The organism is Prauserella aidingensis, from assembly GCF_024171865.1.
In the GTDB taxonomy this organism is placed as follows: Bacteria; Actinomycetota; Actinomycetes; order Mycobacteriales; family Pseudonocardiaceae; genus Prauserella; species Prauserella aidingensis.
Genome location: NZ_JAMTCN010000008.1, coordinates 77478 through 92930, shown reverse-complemented (window position 1 = coordinate 92930; position 15453 = coordinate 77478). Strand labels below are relative to the sequence as shown.

General features: G+C 70.5%; 11 protein-coding genes. 10 read left to right on the top strand and 1 reads right to left on the bottom strand.

The features are described from left to right. Positions 1-18: 18 nt before the first annotated feature. The 5 genes from LY13_RS11425 to LY13_RS11405 all read left to right on the top strand — a co-directional run bounded on the left by LY13_RS11425 (position 19) and on the right by LY13_RS11405 (position 5134). A complete protein-coding gene (locus tag LY13_RS11425; protein WP_253828331.1) occupies positions 19-885 on the top strand; it encodes an NAD(P)-dependent oxidoreductase in 867 nt (288 codons plus the stop codon). Next, positions 882-2474, top strand: coding sequence for an aldehyde dehydrogenase family protein (locus tag LY13_RS11420; protein ID WP_253828330.1), 1593 nt, complete (start codon positions 882-884; stop codon positions 2472-2474). Before LY13_RS11425 ends, LY13_RS11420 begins: the two co-directional genes overlap by 4 nt. 195 nt (positions 2475-2669) lie before the next feature. Beyond that, positions 2670-3131 (top strand): hypothetical protein, encoded by a 462-nt coding sequence (locus LY13_RS11415; RefSeq protein ID WP_253828329.1) that lies wholly within the window; start codon positions 2670-2672, stop codon positions 3129-3131. A 93-nt stretch (positions 3132-3224) separates the two neighbouring features. Beyond that, positions 3225-4472, top strand: coding sequence for a sensor histidine kinase (locus LY13_RS11410; protein ID WP_253828328.1), 1248 nt, complete (start codon positions 3225-3227; stop codon positions 4470-4472). After that, positions 4469-5134 carry a response regulator transcription factor gene (locus LY13_RS11405; RefSeq protein ID WP_253828327.1) on the top strand — a complete coding sequence of 222 codons (666 nt, stop codon included), beginning with the start codon at positions 4469-4471 and terminating at the stop codon, positions 5132-5134. Before LY13_RS11410 ends, LY13_RS11405 begins: the two co-directional genes overlap by 4 nt. A gap of 51 nt (positions 5135-5185) precedes the next feature. Here LY13_RS11405 and LY13_RS11400 read toward each other — a convergent pair whose 3' ends face one another. Beyond that, on the bottom strand, positions 5186-6418 hold the full coding sequence (locus LY13_RS11400) for a glycosyltransferase (RefSeq protein ID WP_253828326.1): 1233 nt from the start codon (positions 6416-6418) through the stop codon (positions 5186-5188). A gap of 123 nt (positions 6419-6541) precedes the next feature. Here LY13_RS11400 and LY13_RS11395 point away from each other — a divergent pair, with 123 nt between their 5' ends. The 5 genes from LY13_RS11395 to LY13_RS11375 all read left to right on the top strand — a co-directional run bounded on the left by LY13_RS11395 (position 6542) and on the right by LY13_RS11375 (position 15288). Beyond that, positions 6542-7219 carry a TetR/AcrR family transcriptional regulator gene (locus tag LY13_RS11395; protein ID WP_253828449.1) on the top strand — a complete coding sequence of 226 codons (678 nt, stop codon included), beginning with the start codon at positions 6542-6544 and terminating at the stop codon, positions 7217-7219. 98 nt (positions 7220-7317) lie between these two features. After that, a complete protein-coding gene (locus LY13_RS11390) occupies positions 7318-8844 on the top strand; it encodes a TIGR02677 family protein (RefSeq protein ID WP_253828325.1) in 1527 nt (508 codons plus the stop codon). Beyond that, on the top strand, positions 8841-10034 hold the full coding sequence (locus LY13_RS11385; RefSeq protein WP_253828324.1) for a TIGR02678 family protein: 1194 nt from the start codon (positions 8841-8843) through the stop codon (positions 10032-10034). Before LY13_RS11390 ends, LY13_RS11385 begins: the two co-directional genes overlap by 4 nt. Further along, on the top strand, positions 10031-14062 hold the full coding sequence (locus LY13_RS11380; protein WP_253828323.1) for a TIGR02680 family protein: 4032 nt from the start codon (positions 10031-10033) through the stop codon (positions 14060-14062). The genes LY13_RS11385 and LY13_RS11380 overlap by 4 nt, the downstream gene beginning before the upstream one ends. After that, the gene (locus LY13_RS11375; protein WP_253828322.1) at positions 14059-15288 is read left to right on the top strand and encodes a TIGR02679 family protein; all 1230 of its coding nucleotides are present in this window, start codon (positions 14059-14061) and stop codon (positions 15286-15288) included. Before LY13_RS11380 ends, LY13_RS11375 begins: the two co-directional genes overlap by 4 nt. Positions 15289-15453 lie beyond the last annotated feature (165 nt).

The following is a 15453-nucleotide window of genomic DNA, read 5'->3' as shown; positions in this document are numbered from 1 at the left end:
CGGTAAGGAGCACACCAGATGCACGACACCGTGGCCGTCATCGGCCTCGGCAACATGGGCGCAGGCATCGCACGAACGCTGGCGCTCGCCGGCTACTCGGTCCTGGGCGTCGACCCTGCACCGGAGGCGACGGAACGCGTCGGCGATCTCGTCACGGTCGTCGACCTGGACACGGCGGTTGCCAGGTCGAGCGTGCTGGTGCTGTCTCTCCCGGGCTCGGCCCAGGTCGAACGATTCGTGGACCACGTACTCGATGCGGACAGGGAACACCGGCTCGTCATCGATACGTCCACGAGCAGCCCCGTCTCCACCCGCGAGCTCGCAGAGCGACTCGAACGGCACGGCCACAGTCTGCTGGACGCCCCCGTGAGCGGTGGTCCCGCCGGTGCATGGAACGGATCGCTCGCCGTGTTCCTCGGGGGGCGCGACGACGCGGTGGCCGAGGCACAGCCCGTGTTCGACGCCATCGCGCAGCGCGTGGTGCGGGTAGGCGGGCCGGGTGCGGGCAACGTCGCCAAGCTGGTGAACAACCTCCTCTGCGCCACGCACCTGCAGATCGCGGGTGAGGCGCTCCGGCTCGCCGACGCGGCCCACATCGATCCGGCCCGGGTTTTCGAGGCCGTCAACGGCGCCTCCGGCCGCAGCGCCGTCACCGAGGTCAACCTGCCGCGGTGGGTGCTTTCGGGGACGTTCGACTCCGGTTTCCCGCTCGGGCTCATGGCACGGGACGTCGCGTTGGCCGCCGAGACGGCCCGGTCGCTCGGGGTGCCTTCCCCGTTGGCCGACGTCGTCGCGGAGGACTGGCAGGAAACCCGCGATCGGCTCGGCGCGACAGAGGATTTCAACCGCATGGCACAGCCGGAGAGGACACCGCAGCACCGATGAGCGCCACACCCGCCAACAGCACCTCCGCACAGCAGACAACGGCGCCGGACGTCACCACGCTCACCGACCGCACCCCGGAGGAACGTGCGCGCAAGCTCCTCCACGACCAGCTGCCCGACGGCATCGGCGTCCGCGCCGCGGGTGTGACCCATGCGGGCGCGGGAGAGTCCGTCGAGTTGCGCGACCCGGCGACCGGTGCACTCGTGACGACGTGGGCGGATCCTGGTGCCGACGGGGCGGCGATCGCCGTGGACGCGGCTCGACGAGGAGCCGCGACCTGGGGCGGGACGAACCCGTTCGAGCGTGCGCGGATCCTGCGCGAAGTGGCCGCAACGGTGTCCGGCCACGCCGAGGAGCTGGCCGTCCTGGAGAGCGCGACCACCGGCAAGCCGTTGCGGGACACCCGGGGCGAGGTGGCGAAGGCGGCCGAGATGTTCGCCTACTTCGCAGGCTGGGCGGACAAGATCACCGGAGACACGCTCCCGGTGCCGGGCGAGTGGTTGACCTACACGCGGAAGGTGCCGTGGGGCGTCGTCGTCGCGGTCACCCCGTGGAACGCCCCGCTGTTCACGGCCGCGTGGAACGCCGCGCCCGCACTGGCCGCAGGCAACGCCGTCATCGTGAAGCCCAGCGAGTTCACTCCGGTGACCTCGCTGCGCCTCGCCACGCTGGCCGAACACGCGGGCCTGCCGTCAGGTGTCCTCACGGTCGCTCCAGGTCTCGGCGGCACGCTCGGCGCCGCGCTCACCGGCGACCCGAGGGTCGGCAAGGTCGCGTTCATCGGCTCGGTACCCACGGGGCGTGCGGTCGCGAGCGCCGCGGCCGCCGTCGGCACGCCGACGCTCCTGGAGCTGGGCGGCAAGAGCGCCAACATCGTGTTCGACGACGCCGATCTGGACCGCGCCGCGCACGGAGCGATCGCGGGCATCTTCGCCGCCGCAGGTCAGTCGTGCGTCGCCGGTTCACGACTGCTCGTCCACCGCGACGTCCACGACGCGCTGCTCGCCCGTCTTAACGAGGGAATCCGACAGCTGCGGCTCGGTGACCCGCTGGACCCCCGCACCGAGATCGGTCCGATCGTCACCCGCGCCCAGTACGACACCGTGTGTTCGCTCGTCGCCACCGGAGTGTCGGAGGGCGCCGAGCGACTCACCGCCCACGAACTGAGCCCGCACCTGCGTGAACAACCGTGGCGGGACGGAAACTGGGTCATGCCGACAGTTCTCGACGGCGTCGGCGAGGATCACACGCTCGAACGGACGGAAGTGTTCGGACCGGTACTGTCGGTCTGCACCTTCACCGACGAGGACGAGGCGGTGGCCCGGGCCAACGGGACCGGTTTCGGCCTCGCCGGTGCCGTGTGGACGGAAGACGTGTCGCGGGCACACCGCGTCGCCGACAGGGTCGACGCCGGCACGTTCTGGATCAACGCGTACAAGACGATTCACGTCGCCGTCCCGTTCGGCGGTGTCGGGGACTCCGGTTGGGGACGTTCCTCGGGCCCGGGCGTGTTGGACGAATACACGCAGACCAAAGCCGTATGGGTGCCGACGACTCCCGCGCCGCCGCCGTTCCCGTCACTCACCTGAAGGCGCCCGCGCGCCCGTGCACTCCTATCGACCGCCGTCTACGTCGAAATACGTACGTGACGAGCACACTGTGACGGACGCGTACGCGAACGGACCGGCCTAACGTCGCCTCCAGTCGTCGCCGTCGTTCGCAAGGAAGTGGAGTCACACCATGGAGGTCGGACACCCGGAGCAGGTCACCACCGGAGCGCGGTCATGACCGGCGGCCTGCGCCAACGCCTCCGCGAGCGCCTCGGCCTCGCGCCGCTGGCAGTCGTCGGCCTGGCGCTGCTGGGCGCACCACGGGCGATCGCCCACGACCTCGGACCCGTCTCCCCGATACTGAACGGCCTGCTCGTCTTCGTGCCGCTGGCCGTGTGGGTGGCATTCGTGCTCTGGCGGCGCGTCCCGTCACCACTGGTGACCCTCACGGCGGTGGGCGCGGTCCACGGAGTGGTGTTGGGCGCCGTGCACCAGGCACTGTGGCACGCGGCCCACTCCGAACCTCCCGAACTCGGCGGCAACCTCGCGGGAGCGCTGTCGCCTGCGTTCGAGGCCGTCGTGGTCCGCGGCGCCGCCGTCGGCAGCAGCCTGCTGACCGGCGTCCTCACCGGTGTGGCGGCGGGCGCCGTGGCCTGGTTGCTGGCCAGAATGGTTCCCGGGTTCCGGCCACGTTGACGCCGGACCCAGCGACGCCGGTCGCAGCGACGCGGGGTGCAGTGACACGGGTGCAGCGAGGCCGGGTGCAGCGAGGCCGGGCGAAACCGGGAGATGATCCACATCGGACCACACGGCGCCATCGGACGGGAGGGCGGTATCGAACCGCGCAGCGTCGAACCGCATGGCGAACCCGCACCGCCGGACGACCGCAGGAATCTCCTGATCGACACCGCACTCGGTATGGTCGTACTGATCGTCGTGGGTACGGCCGTCACGGCGAACGTCGGCGGTGACGGCACGGCCAGCCCGGCCGCCTACGCGTTCGGCGCGCTCTTCGGTGCGTTGATGCTGCTGCGCCGCCGCTTCCCCGTCGCGGTACTGGTCGTCACGGCCACGGCGCTGCTCGGCTACTACATGCTGTCCTACCCGCCCATCGGGTTGGCCGTGCCCGTCGCGGCGGCGCTGTACTCCGCGGCCGAGTGCGGCCGGCTCTACTGGGCGTGCGGCACGGCGCTGGCACTGCTCGTGGTGTCCACTGCCGTGCGGTTGACCGAGGGCGACGACCTGTCGTACGTGCTGGGCCTCGAGGCTCCGACCTCGGCGGCGCTCATGATCGCCGTGATCGCGCTCGGCGACAGCGTGCGGTCCCGGCGCGGCTGGCGAGCCGAATTGGACAGACAGGCCGCCGCGGCCGCGCTGGAACAGGAGGCCGAGGCGGAACGCCGGATCGAACAGGAACGCGTGCGCATCGCCCGCGATCTGCACGACCTGCTGGCACACACCGTGTCCGTGATCTCGCTGCACACCGACGTCGCGCGGGAGACGCTCCACGACGACACCGCCACGGCCGAACGATCGCTCACCGCGGCGCGCACGGCCTGCCGCGATGCGGGCCGCGAACTGCGGGCGACCGTCGACGCGCTCCGCAGTCCCCAGGACGGCTCGAGCCACGACACGGCTGCCGACACGCGCCCCGGGCTGAACCGGCTCGGCGAGCTCGTCGACACCGCCACGGCCGGTGGACTGCACGTCGACGTCCGCACCACCGGCACCCCGCACGCGCTGCCGGTCGTCTCGGACGTGACGGCCTATCGTGTCGTGCAGGAGGCGTTGAGCAACGTATTGCGGCACGCCGGCGCCACCTCGGCCGTCATCGACGTGGGCTACGGCGACGACGCCGTGACGGTGCGGGTGAGCGACGACGGCCGCGGCGCGTCCCCGGCGGATCCCGCAGGCGGCTGGGGCATCACCGGCATGCGCGAACGCCTCACACTACTCGGCGGCACCCTGCGGATACGGACCGAACCGGGAGAGGGTTTCGACGTGACGGCGCGGATACCACTGCGAGGCGGCTCATGATTCGCGTCGCGGTCGTCGACGATCAGCACCTCATCCGCGCGGGCCTGCGCACGCTGCTCGAGCGCGCCGACGACATCGAGGTGGCAGGCGAGGCAGGCGACGCCGACAGCGGCGTCGCGCTCGTGACCTCGGAGCGCCCCGACGTGGTGCTCATGGACATCCGCATGCCCGGAGCCGACGGACTCGACGCCACGCGGCGCATCGTCGCCGACCCGGACCTGCGCGCGGTGCAGGTCGTCGTGCTCACCACGTTCGACACCGACGAGAACATCCTCCAGGCGATCCGCGCCGGTGCTGCGGGATTCCTCCTCAAGGACGCGACCCCGGACGAACTGCGCGAGGCGGTGCGGATCGTCGCGCGGGGTGACGCCCTGTTGTCCCCGGCCGTCACCCGGCGCGTCATGCGGGCGGCGGCGGACGGCCCCGCACCCGTCTCGGGCGAACGACTGGCCGCGCTGACCGAGCGGGAACGCGAGGTGTTGGCCGAGGTCGGCACGGGCCGCTCCAACGGGGAGATCGCCGAACGGCTGTTCATGAGCCCGGCGACCGCGCGCACGCACGTGGGGAGGCTGCTCACCAAGCTCGACGCCCGCGACCGCTCGCAACTCGTCGCGCTGGCCTACGAGACGGGCCTCGTCACACCGGGCCGCCGCGACGACTGACCGCACCGGCGTGCGGCCGGGCCGCACGCGGCGTGCGGTCGCAGGCCGTTCTCAGCCGTCGACGATCAGTTTCACCACGTCGTCGAGCGTCGGGCCCGCGGCGATCTCGGCGGCCAGCTCGCCCGCGCGACGCCGGTACGCCGGGTCGCCCAGCACCCGCCGGGCGGCCGACCGCAATTTCGGCACCGGCAGCGAACCCCGCGCGTACCCCAGGCCCGCACCCGACCACGTGACCCGCTCCGCCACCTCCGACTTGTCCTCACTCGCGCCGACGACGACCAGCGGGACGCCGTGGCGCAGCGCGTGGTTGACGCCGCCGTAACCGCCGTTGCTGATCATCAGGTCGCAACGCGGCAGCAGTTCGTCGTACGGCAGGAAGTCGGCCACGCGCACGTTGGCGGGCAGCGGGTCGACACCCGGCGCGGTGCCGCCGGTCGTGACGACCACGAGCACGTCGTCGTCGGCGAGCGCTTCGACGGCCGGATCGACGAGGCGCCCGAGGTCGCCGTTGGCGACGGTCCCCTGCGTCACGTGGACGATCGGCCGAGACCCGGCCAGCTCGTCCCACCACTCCGGCAGCGGATGTTCGCCGGCGCTGCTCGTGGTCGTCGGGCCGACGAAGTGCACCGGTGTGGGCAGCTCCCGCGGGTATTCGAAACCGGGGCACGTCAACTGCAGCACGCCGTCGCTGCGCATCGGCCAGTCCATGAACGACAACCCCGTGTCGGCGCCGACGAGTTCGCGGACGTGCCGCCGCGCCGTCTGCCTCGCCGGTGCGGTCATCCAGCGCATGAATCGCCGCAACGCCGCACCCTGCAGTCGTTCGGCGACACCGCGGGGTGCGGGGCGGTACGGCATCGGTGCGGTCAGTGGCACGAACCCCAGCACGAGGACCCTCGGTGCGCCCCGGCGGAACGCGAGCGCCATGCCTGCGGCGAACAGGGGATCGCACACCACGACGTCGACGCCGCGCGCCAGCACCCGACCGACCGCCCGGAGCTGCGCCGGCATCGCGTCCGCGAACCGCTCCAGGTCGAACCGGCCCAGCTTCGGTCCGCTCAGCCGCTCCCTGCCGGGGACCGAGCCGTTCAGGTCGGTCTCGTCGAAGTCGACCTCGTCGTCGAGCACGGTCACGTCGGCGCCGAGGTCGGCGAACGCCCGCTCGTAGCGGGCGCCGGTCACGACGGCGACGTCGTGTCCCGCCTCGAGCAGCGCGGCGACGACGGGTTTCGTCGGGCCGACGTGCCCCCGCGCCGGCTGTACGCACACGAGTACGGAAGCCATGACCGTTCCCCTCTCCGCGGACTGTGTGCCCCGGGGGCACCCTGGCTGCGTTCGATGCAACCAAGGTGCCCCCGGGGGCCTGACCGGCGACATTTCGCCGATACGCTGTATCGTCTAATTGTGATGGTAGCCGACTTCGACGAATCCGACGAGTCGCGGCGCCCCCGTCGTCGCTACCGGTCCCGGGTGCGGCAGGAACGCGCCGAACGCACCCGCGCACACGTGATCGCCACGGCAGGCAGGCTGTTCGCCGACCACGGCTACGCGGGCACGAGCATCCGGCGGATCGCCACCGAGGCGGGCGTCGGCCTCGAGACCGTGACGCAGACCGGACGCAAGGCCGACCTGCTGCTGGCCGCGTTCCGCACCGGACTCGCGGGCGACCCGGATGCCGTCGACGTCACGGCACTCGTCGGCGGCTTCCCGAGCGGCGAGGCCGACCTCGCCGGAGCGCTGGCCACGGCGACGGCCCGGTTGGCCGACGGGCTGCGCGACTCGCTGGGCATCTGGCGGGCGTTCACCGCAGCCGCGATGTCGGACGCGACGGTGGCCGCCGCGCGGGCGGAACTCGCCGCGACGCGCAGGCGGGAGATCGCCACCTGGCTCGAGACGTTCGAGAACGCGGGCGTGCTGCCGAGCCGGGACGCGACGTCGCGCGAGCGCCTCGCCGACACCATCGGACTGCTCACCTCGCACGACGCCTACGACCACCTGGTGACCGTCTGCGGCTGGCCACACGGCGACTTCGCCCCGTGGGCGACCGCCGCGATCCTCGACCATCTCCGGAGGGACTCGGCGTGAGACCCGCGTGGCGCAGGAGCGGCTGACAACAGCTACGGAAACCTACAGTGTCGGTGGTCCTGCGTAGCCTGGCGGAAGCACTAGGCAGGGAGGTGCCCATGACGTCGGACTACGGCCCGTTCGCGCACCTCAACGCGCCCAACGCCGAGCTCTACCGCGACGTCATGAAAGCCTTTGTGGTGGCGAAACAGCGGTTCACCGTGCACCTGCGCCCCGAGGACGTACAGCGGGAGACCGGCCGCGAGTACGAGAGCGTCACGGACGCACTCGGCGGTCTGGTCAAATGGGGGAACCTTCGCGCGGATCCCGACACGAGCCGAGTCACGACAGTGGAAGAGTTCCACCGCGCACGTTTCCTGTACCAGCTGACGCCCGAGGGCGAGGCCGCCGAACAAGCGCTGACCGCCTACGACGAAGCGCTCGGCAACCGCGGGGCCCTCCAGGCCGTCGCCCTTACGGACATCGCCACTCAGCTGAAAGCGCTCCTCGAGCTCGCCGGAAACCGCGATCCCGATCCTGCGAAGGTGGACCTCTCGCTCCGCTCTCTCGTGGCACGATTCACCGATCTGGCGGACAACGCACAGGCCTTCATGAGCTCCCTCCAGCGCACGATCGACCTGCACGACGCCGACATCGACGCCTTCGCCGCATACAAGGACCGGCTCATCGAGTACCTTGAGCGGTTCATCAAGGACCTCGCGGGAACGGGCAGCGAGATCGCCCGGCTGGTGACCGAGCTGGAGGCCGCTGACGTGCACCGTCTCCTCGGCATCGCGGCGCACCGCGACGCCGAGGACGCAGCCCCCGGGAGGTCGACGGACGACGCCCCGCAGCAACGCGAGTTCGAGCGCGGAGTGGCGCTGTGGAGCCAGCGTTGGGCCGGCTTCCGCGGCTGGTTCCTCAGCGACTCCGCACGTCCCAGCCAGGCGCGACTGCTGCGCGAGCGGGCGCGTGCCGCCATCCCCCAGCTGCTTCAGGTCGTGCAGGCGTTCAACGCACGTCGCAGTGGACGTTCGGACCGCTCTGCCGACTTCCGCACTCTCGCGCTGTGGTTCGCCGAAGCGCCGTGGACCGAGGATCTGCACCGCCTGTGGCGCGCGGCGTTCGGCCTGTCGTCGTCACGGCATCTGAGCACCGGACCTGGTGGTATCGACGACACCGTCGCCGCATCGACGTCGTGGGCGGACGCACCGCCACTCGAGATCAGTCCCCACCTGCGCAAGACCGGCGCATACGAGCGCCGAGGCAGGCCGAACCGCGTGCTCGACCGGTCGGAATCCCGCAGGCACCTGGCCGAACTGGCCGCACAGGAAGCCGCCGAGACGGCGGCCGCCCGAGCCGCACTCGCCACCGGCGGCCCGGTGCGCCTCGCCGAGGTCGGCCGACTCGACCCGGCCGCGTTCCAGCTGTTCCTCACCCTGCTCGGCGACGCACTCGCGGCTCGTGGCCCGGACAGGAAGACCGTCGACGCGACGACGGCGGACGGCACCATGCGCATCCGGCTCACCCAGCTCGACGACGGATCGGTCGCGGAGATCCCCACCCCGCACGGCGTGTTCAGCGGACCCGACCACGTCGTGGACATCACCGACCTCACCGCCGACGCCGGGACGGAGACGCGGTGACCGGCCTCACCGACGCGCTGTCGGCTTCCCGTGCCGACGACCGGCGCAGGGCGGCACGTGCCCTCCTGCGCAACCCGCTGCTGCGCGCGAAGGACGACCGGTTCACGCTGGTCCGCCAGTATTCACGCGAGCTGCGCGAGTGGTTCGACCGCAACACGGGATGGCAGCTGCACATCGACGCCGAGGTAGCTCGGCTGGTCAAACGCGCGGCCACGTCGGACGACCCCACCTACCCCGCGCGCGACCCGAGAACACGACAGCCCTTCGGGCGTCGCCGATACGTCCTCACGTGTCTCGCACTCGAGGCGCTCGACCGTGGAGACGACCAGGTGACCTTGGGACGACTCGCGGAGCGGGTCGTCCTCAACGCGGCCGATCCGACGCTGACCGCCACAGGCATCGTGTTCACATTGGACAGCCGGGACGAACGGTCCGATCTCGTCGCCATCGTGCGCCTGCTGTTGGACTTCGGCATTCTGCGCAAGGTCTCCGGAGACGAGGATGCCTTCCTGAAGAACACCGGCGATGTTCTCTACGACGTCGAACGGCATGTCCTCGCCACGATGCTGGCGGCTCCGCGCGGACCGTCGACGGTCCGCGCCGAATCGTTCGAATCGCGGATCGAGGAGCTCACCCGTGAAACGCCACCGACGACCAACGATCTGCAGAACCAGCGTATCCGGCACCGGCTCACCCGGCGGCTCCTCGACGATCCCGTGCTGTACTACGACGATCTCGACGACACGGAGCGGGCATACCTCAACGGCCAACGTGCGGCGCTCACCGCCCGTATCACCGAGTTGACGGGCCTGGTGGCCGAGATCCGCGCCGAGGGAATCGCGATGGTGGACCCCGCCGACGACCTCGCGGACGTCAAGATGCCGGAAACCGGAACCGAGGGACATGCAACCCTGCTGATCGCGCAACGGCTTGCGGAGCACGTCGGCGCAGTGTTCGACATCGAAACGCTGCATGCGTTCGTCCGCGAGCAGGCCATCGCCCACAAGTCCTACTGGCGGAGGAACGCGACCGAACCCGGAGCAGAAGTGGCGCTTACCGAGGCTACCCTGAGCCGTCTCGAAGCGCTACGCATGATCTATCGCGTCGACGACGCCGTCACCGGGCTTCCCGCGCTCGCGCGCTATGCCGTGACAGCACCGCGAACGGCCGAGCAACAGGAGCTGCTGTGACCCTGCCCTCGCCACAACGCCAACGCTGGCAACCGCTGCGCGCCGGGTTGGTCGACCTCTTCTACTACGACTCCGAAGAGTTCCCGTTCCACGACGGGCGGCTGCTGTTGCGCGGCAACAACGGCACCGGCAAGTCGAAGGTGCTCGCCCTGACCCTGCCGTTCCTCCTCGATGGCGATCTGCGGCCCCAGAGGGTCGAACCGGATGCCGACGCCCAGAAGCGCATGGAGTGGAACCTGCTCCTCGGCGGTGGACACCCGTATCCCGAACGGCTCGGCTACACGTGGCTGGAGTTCGGCCGGATCGGCGACGACGGCACCCCCGTCTACCGCACGATCGGCTGCGGCCTCAAAGCCGTGCAAGGCAGAGGGATCGCGCGGCACTGGTATTTCGTCACGGACCAGCGGGTCGGCGACGAGCTCACCCTTATCGACGCGACCGGCACGGCCCTGCCACGGGAACGTCTCGCGGAAGCGATCGAAACGCAGGGCCGGGGCAACGTCTACGACCGTGCGCGGGACTACCGGCGCGCCGTCGATGAAGCGCTCTTCTCCCTCGGCGACCAGCGTTACAACGCCCTCGTCGATCTGCTTGTCCAGCTCCGCCAGCCGCAGTTGTCGAAAAGCCCGAGTCAGAAGGCGCTGTCCGCGGCACTCACCGAAGCTCTGCCGCCGGTCGACGAGGCACTGATCCGCGATGTGGCCGAGGCGTTCCGCAGCCTGGAGGACGACAGGGAAACGCTCCGCATCATGACAGAGGGACGCGACGCCGCCCACGGCTTTCTGGAGCACTACCGGCTGTACGCACGGATCGCGGCTCACCGCAGAGCGAAGTCGTTGAGCACCGCGAACGCGAACCACGAACAGAACGGGCGCGACCTCAAGGCCGTCCACGATCAGCTGGCCACCGCCGAGCTCGACATCGAACGGGCTGGTGAGGCGCTCGATGCGCTCGCGACGGAACGGAGCAAGCTGGAGGCGCGGGAGCAGGAACTGCAGGAGGACCCCACGGCGCGCAAGCTCCACGAAGCCGCCGACGAGTCGGAGAAGCTGGCGGAACGAGCGTGGCAAACGGTCGAGGACCGGCGGGCCGCCACCCGGCGACTGGACGAATGGCAACGCCGCGCCGACGACAAGCACGCCGAAGCAGAGCAGGCAGCGGAATCGATAGCCGCCCAGCGCACCACGGCTTCCGAGGCCGCAGCAGCCGCACGCGTCACGGCCGACCACGCCGACCGGGTGGACCGGCTACTGGACGGCGACCCGGACGTCCACGCGCTGGAACACGAGGCGCAGCGCGTCCACGATCGGCAGCTCGCGGCCGCCAAACACGTCGGCAGCCTGTTGGACGACGTCGACGACGCGATGCGCGCGGTCACCGCAGCAGGCGGGGAACGGGACAGAGCCGACCGCGAACTCCAGGGTTTCACGGACCGAAAGACGGCTGCGCAGCAAAAACTCGACGACTGCGGCGCCGAGCTCGTCGCGGCGACCCGCACCCATCTCGAGCAGGCTGTCGAGCTCCGGGTTCGCGATCTTGCCGCGAGTACGTCCGCGCTCGAGCAGTGGGTCGCGACGCTCGACGGCCCGAATCCGGTGGCGGCCGAGGTACGCGACGCCGGCCGACTCGCCTCCGAAGGGTTCGCCCGAACCCTGGCGGAGCTGCGCGAACGGGAACGCGCTGCGGAGACCCGGCTGCGGGAGGTCGACGACGAGGCCGACGGTCTGCGGCGGGGCGAGAACAGCGCACCACCCGTTCCCCACACCCGGAGCGGTGCCGCGCGGAGCGACAAACCAGGCGCGCCGTTGTGGCAGCTCGTCGACTTCACCGACGACGTCAGCCCGGCGGACCGCGCCGGAATCGAAGCTGCCCTTGAAGCGTCGGGCATCCTCGACGGCTGGGTCATGCCATCCGGCGACCTGGTCGACACCGGTGGCGACGTGCTGCTGACCCCGACCACGCCGGTTGCCCACCACCTCGGGACGGCGCTCGAGCCTGCCGTCGACCGCACCGACGACCACGCGTCGACGGTCGGTGACGACACCGTCGCGGCGCTGCTCACGAGCATCGGGATGGGAGAGAGCGGCCAGACCTGGGTCGACACGAACGGGGAATTCCGCATCGGTGTCTTGCGCGGCAACTGGAACAAGCCGGCCGCCACCTACATCGGCAGGGGAGCGCGCGAGGCGGCACGGCGAGCGCGCCTGCAAGAACTGGCTGCCGCGCGGGAACTCGTCACCGACGAGTTGACCACCATCGCTCAGCAGCGAGAGGCGATCACCGGCCGACGCGACATACTCGAACAGGAGATCGCCGGCGTGCCGTCCGACGACGAACTGCGGCGGTGCCACCTCCGGATCACGACCCTGGACGAGGACCTCGCCCGCGCACGGGAGGCGCAGGGCCGGGCGGCCGAGGCGCACGCGGCGGCCCAACAGGCAGCGCAGGAGGCTCGCAGCGCCTTGGAGGAGGGCGCGACCGACGTCGACCTGCCCGCGGACAGGTCCGCCGTGGCCGACGTGCGCGAGGCGTTGGGCGAGTACCGCACGTCGACGGCTGTCCTGTGGCCCGCGGTGCGCGCCCTGCGAACCGCCCGGCGGAACGCCGCGGAAGCCGCCGAACAACTCTCGGAGGCACGCGCAACCGCCGAGAAGCGTGCGCAGCAGGCAACCGAAGCGGAGGCCAAGGCCGAGGCCGCCGCCGAGACGCTCCGCACCCTGCAGGAAGCCGTCGGCTCGACGGTACGGGACATCGAGCACAAGCTCACGGAGACGCGGCAACGTTTGCGCAGCAACAACGCCGAACGCAACGAGGCGGAGAAGGCCAAGGAAAAGGCCGTCGCCGACCGCGGAAAGGCCGACGGCAAACGGGAGGAACTCGAACGCGCCCAGCACGAGCGGACCGCCGAGCGCGACGAGGCGGTCGAGCGGTTCCGCAAGTTCGCGGCGACCGGCCTGCTGACCGTGGCATTACCCGAGGTCGAAGTCGCCGACGTCACGATTCCCTGGCTACCGAACCCGGCCGTGGCCCTGGCGCGGAGGACACTCTCGGCACTGCCTGACATCGACGTCACCGACGCGGCCTGGGACCGGGCACAGCGGAAGGTCAACGACGAGTTCAAGACCCTCCAGGACACGCTGTCGCGATACAACAACCGGGCCTCCGCCGACGTCCACGACGACGGTTTCGTCGTGGCGATCGAATTCGCAGGCCGGGCCATAACCGTGCCCGAACTGGCCGAAGCGCTCACTACGGAGGTCAGCGACCGCGAGCGGCTGCTCAACGAACAGGAACGGGAAATCCTGGAGACACACCTCATAAACGAGGTCGCGAGCACGCTGCAGGAGCTGATCAGCGAGGCCGACCTACGGGTGAAGGACATGAACGAGGAGCTCCGAGCTCGGCCCACGAGTACGGGGATGACGCTGCGGCTGGTGTGGCAACCGCACAACCACGGGCCCGCCGGCCTGGAAGAGGCTCGGCGGCGCCTCCTCAGGCAGAGCGCCGACGCCTGGTCCGAAGACGACCGAGCGGCCGTAGGCGAGTTCCTGCAGGCGCAGATCAACGAAGTTCGCTCCCGAGAAGCCGGAGGCACCTGGTACGAACACTTGACCACGGCCCTCGACTATCGGAACTGGCACCAGTTCAAGATCGAGATCCACCAGAACGGAGCTTGGCGCCCCGCCGACGGCCCCGCGTCAGGAGGCGAGAAGGTCCTTGCAGCCAGCGTCCCGTTGTTCGCCGCGGCAGCGGCGCACTACAGGTCGGCAGGCAATCCCCACGCCCCGCGCCTCGTCACTCTCGACGAGGCCTTCGCGGGCGTCGACGACAACGCACGGGCGAAATACCTGGGGCTACTCGCCGCGTTCGACCTCGACGTCGTCATGACCAGCGAACGCGAATGGGGCTGCTACCCGGAAGTGCCAGGGCTGGGCATCTCGCAGCTGTCGCGCCGGGACGGGATCGACGCGGTCCTGGTCACGAACTGGAACTGGGACGGCCACGAACGCAGCAGGGTCGACGCGTGACCGAGGCGTCCACGCGACTGGAGCGACTTCTCGGCGGCCCCGAACTCGCTTGGCTCCGTACGCGGGTCCGCGCGCGACTCGAACGCGGCGGGTCGCTCACCGGCACGGTGACCTTGACCGAACCGACCGGGCCCCAGCGGGCGGCGATCGCGCGTCTGTTGGGCAAGCCGGTCACATCCGGCAGGACCGTGAGCGTGCGGTTGGCTGATGTCGACGAGGTGCTACGCCGATCGGGAGTCTGCGAGGAGGGCCTCGCCTGCGCGATCGAGACCCTCACCGGCCCGGTCGAACGTCGGGCGGCTGCCGACGCGGCCCGGGAACGCGCCTGGCAGGAGGCGTTCGCACCGCTCGAGGAGGCCGTTTCGGGCAACGAGGAGCTCACTGCGTGGTGCGAAGGAGTCCGGCAAAGCGGCCTGGTCCGCAGACTCCTGAGCGAGCCGCACCAAGCCGGCCCCGTACTCGCCGACCTCGCACGTGTCGTCTCGTCACTTCCCTCCGACGGCGAGCACCTCGGGACGTTCGCAGCACGGACGGTCGGCAGCTCGCACGCGCTCGATCCCGGCCGGCCGCTCGCGACGCTGGCCTTCGGCGCGGCCCGAGTCCTCGGTGACACACCCGATGGATCCGGAGCGGCCTGGCAACGGGCGGTGTGGGGCGCCGTCGGTCTGTTGAAGGATGACGTGTCGAGCACCGTGCTCGTTCTCGGGTTCCCCGGGGACGACGGCTCCCCGACGGGCCGGGCTCTCGCCGCAGGAGCGTCCGCAGGAGAGCCTGCGGTGCTGACGTTGCGTCAGCTGGTGAATCACCCGCCGCGGCTGAGCTCCGAGCCGGTGCTGATCTGTGAGAACCCGGCGATCGTGTCGGCCGCCGCCGACCGGTTGGGCACAGGAACCCGTCCCCTGGTCTGCACCAATGGACAGCCGAGTGCCGCAACCCTCCACCTGCTGCGTCTCCTCCACGAGGCAGGCGCACCACTGGCCTACCACGGCGATTTCGACTGGGCGGGGATCCAGATCGCCAACCGCCTGTTCACCACACTTCCGATCCGTTCCTGGCGGTTCGATGCGACCGACTACAACGTCGCTCCCTCGTACGGGCATCCGTTGACCGGTAGGCGGATCGAGGCCGTGTGGGACCCGGCGTTGGCCGAGACCATGACCACCACCGGGAAAGCGGTCGAGGAGGAGATCGTCGTCGATGACCTCGTGGGTGACCTGCACCGATGAGGACCTGAACGCGCCGCCGACGGGCACCCGGACCGGTGACCGTGCTCACGAGGCGGCACCGGGACTCGGGCGAACCGGGGCGTGGGCGCTATCCTTCCGCGCGTGGAGATTCTGTTTACGACGCTGCTGATCCTGGCCATCGTCGCCTCGACGTGGTTCGCGGGC

Coding starts and splice junctions, on each gene's coding strand:
- LY13_RS11400 (WP_253828326.1), bottom strand. CDS start 6,418: ATGGCTTCCGTACTCGTGTGCGTACAGCCGGCGCGGGGGCACGTCGGC.
- LY13_RS11395 (WP_253828449.1), top strand. CDS start 6,542: ATGGTAGCCGACTTCGACGAATCCGACGAGTCGCGGCGCCCCCGTCGT.
- LY13_RS11390 (WP_253828325.1), top strand. CDS start 7,318: ATGACGTCGGACTACGGCCCGTTCGCGCACCTCAACGCGCCCAACGCC.
- LY13_RS11410 (WP_253828328.1), top strand. CDS start 3,225: ATGATCCACATCGGACCACACGGCGCCATCGGACGGGAGGGCGGTATC.
- LY13_RS11415 (WP_253828329.1), top strand. CDS start 2,670: ATGACCGGCGGCCTGCGCCAACGCCTCCGCGAGCGCCTCGGCCTCGCG.
- LY13_RS11405 (WP_253828327.1), top strand. CDS start 4,469: ATGATTCGCGTCGCGGTCGTCGACGATCAGCACCTCATCCGCGCGGGC.
- LY13_RS11425 (WP_253828331.1), top strand. CDS start 19: ATGCACGACACCGTGGCCGTCATCGGCCTCGGCAACATGGGCGCAGGC.
- LY13_RS11420 (WP_253828330.1), top strand. CDS start 882: ATGAGCGCCACACCCGCCAACAGCACCTCCGCACAGCAGACAACGGCG.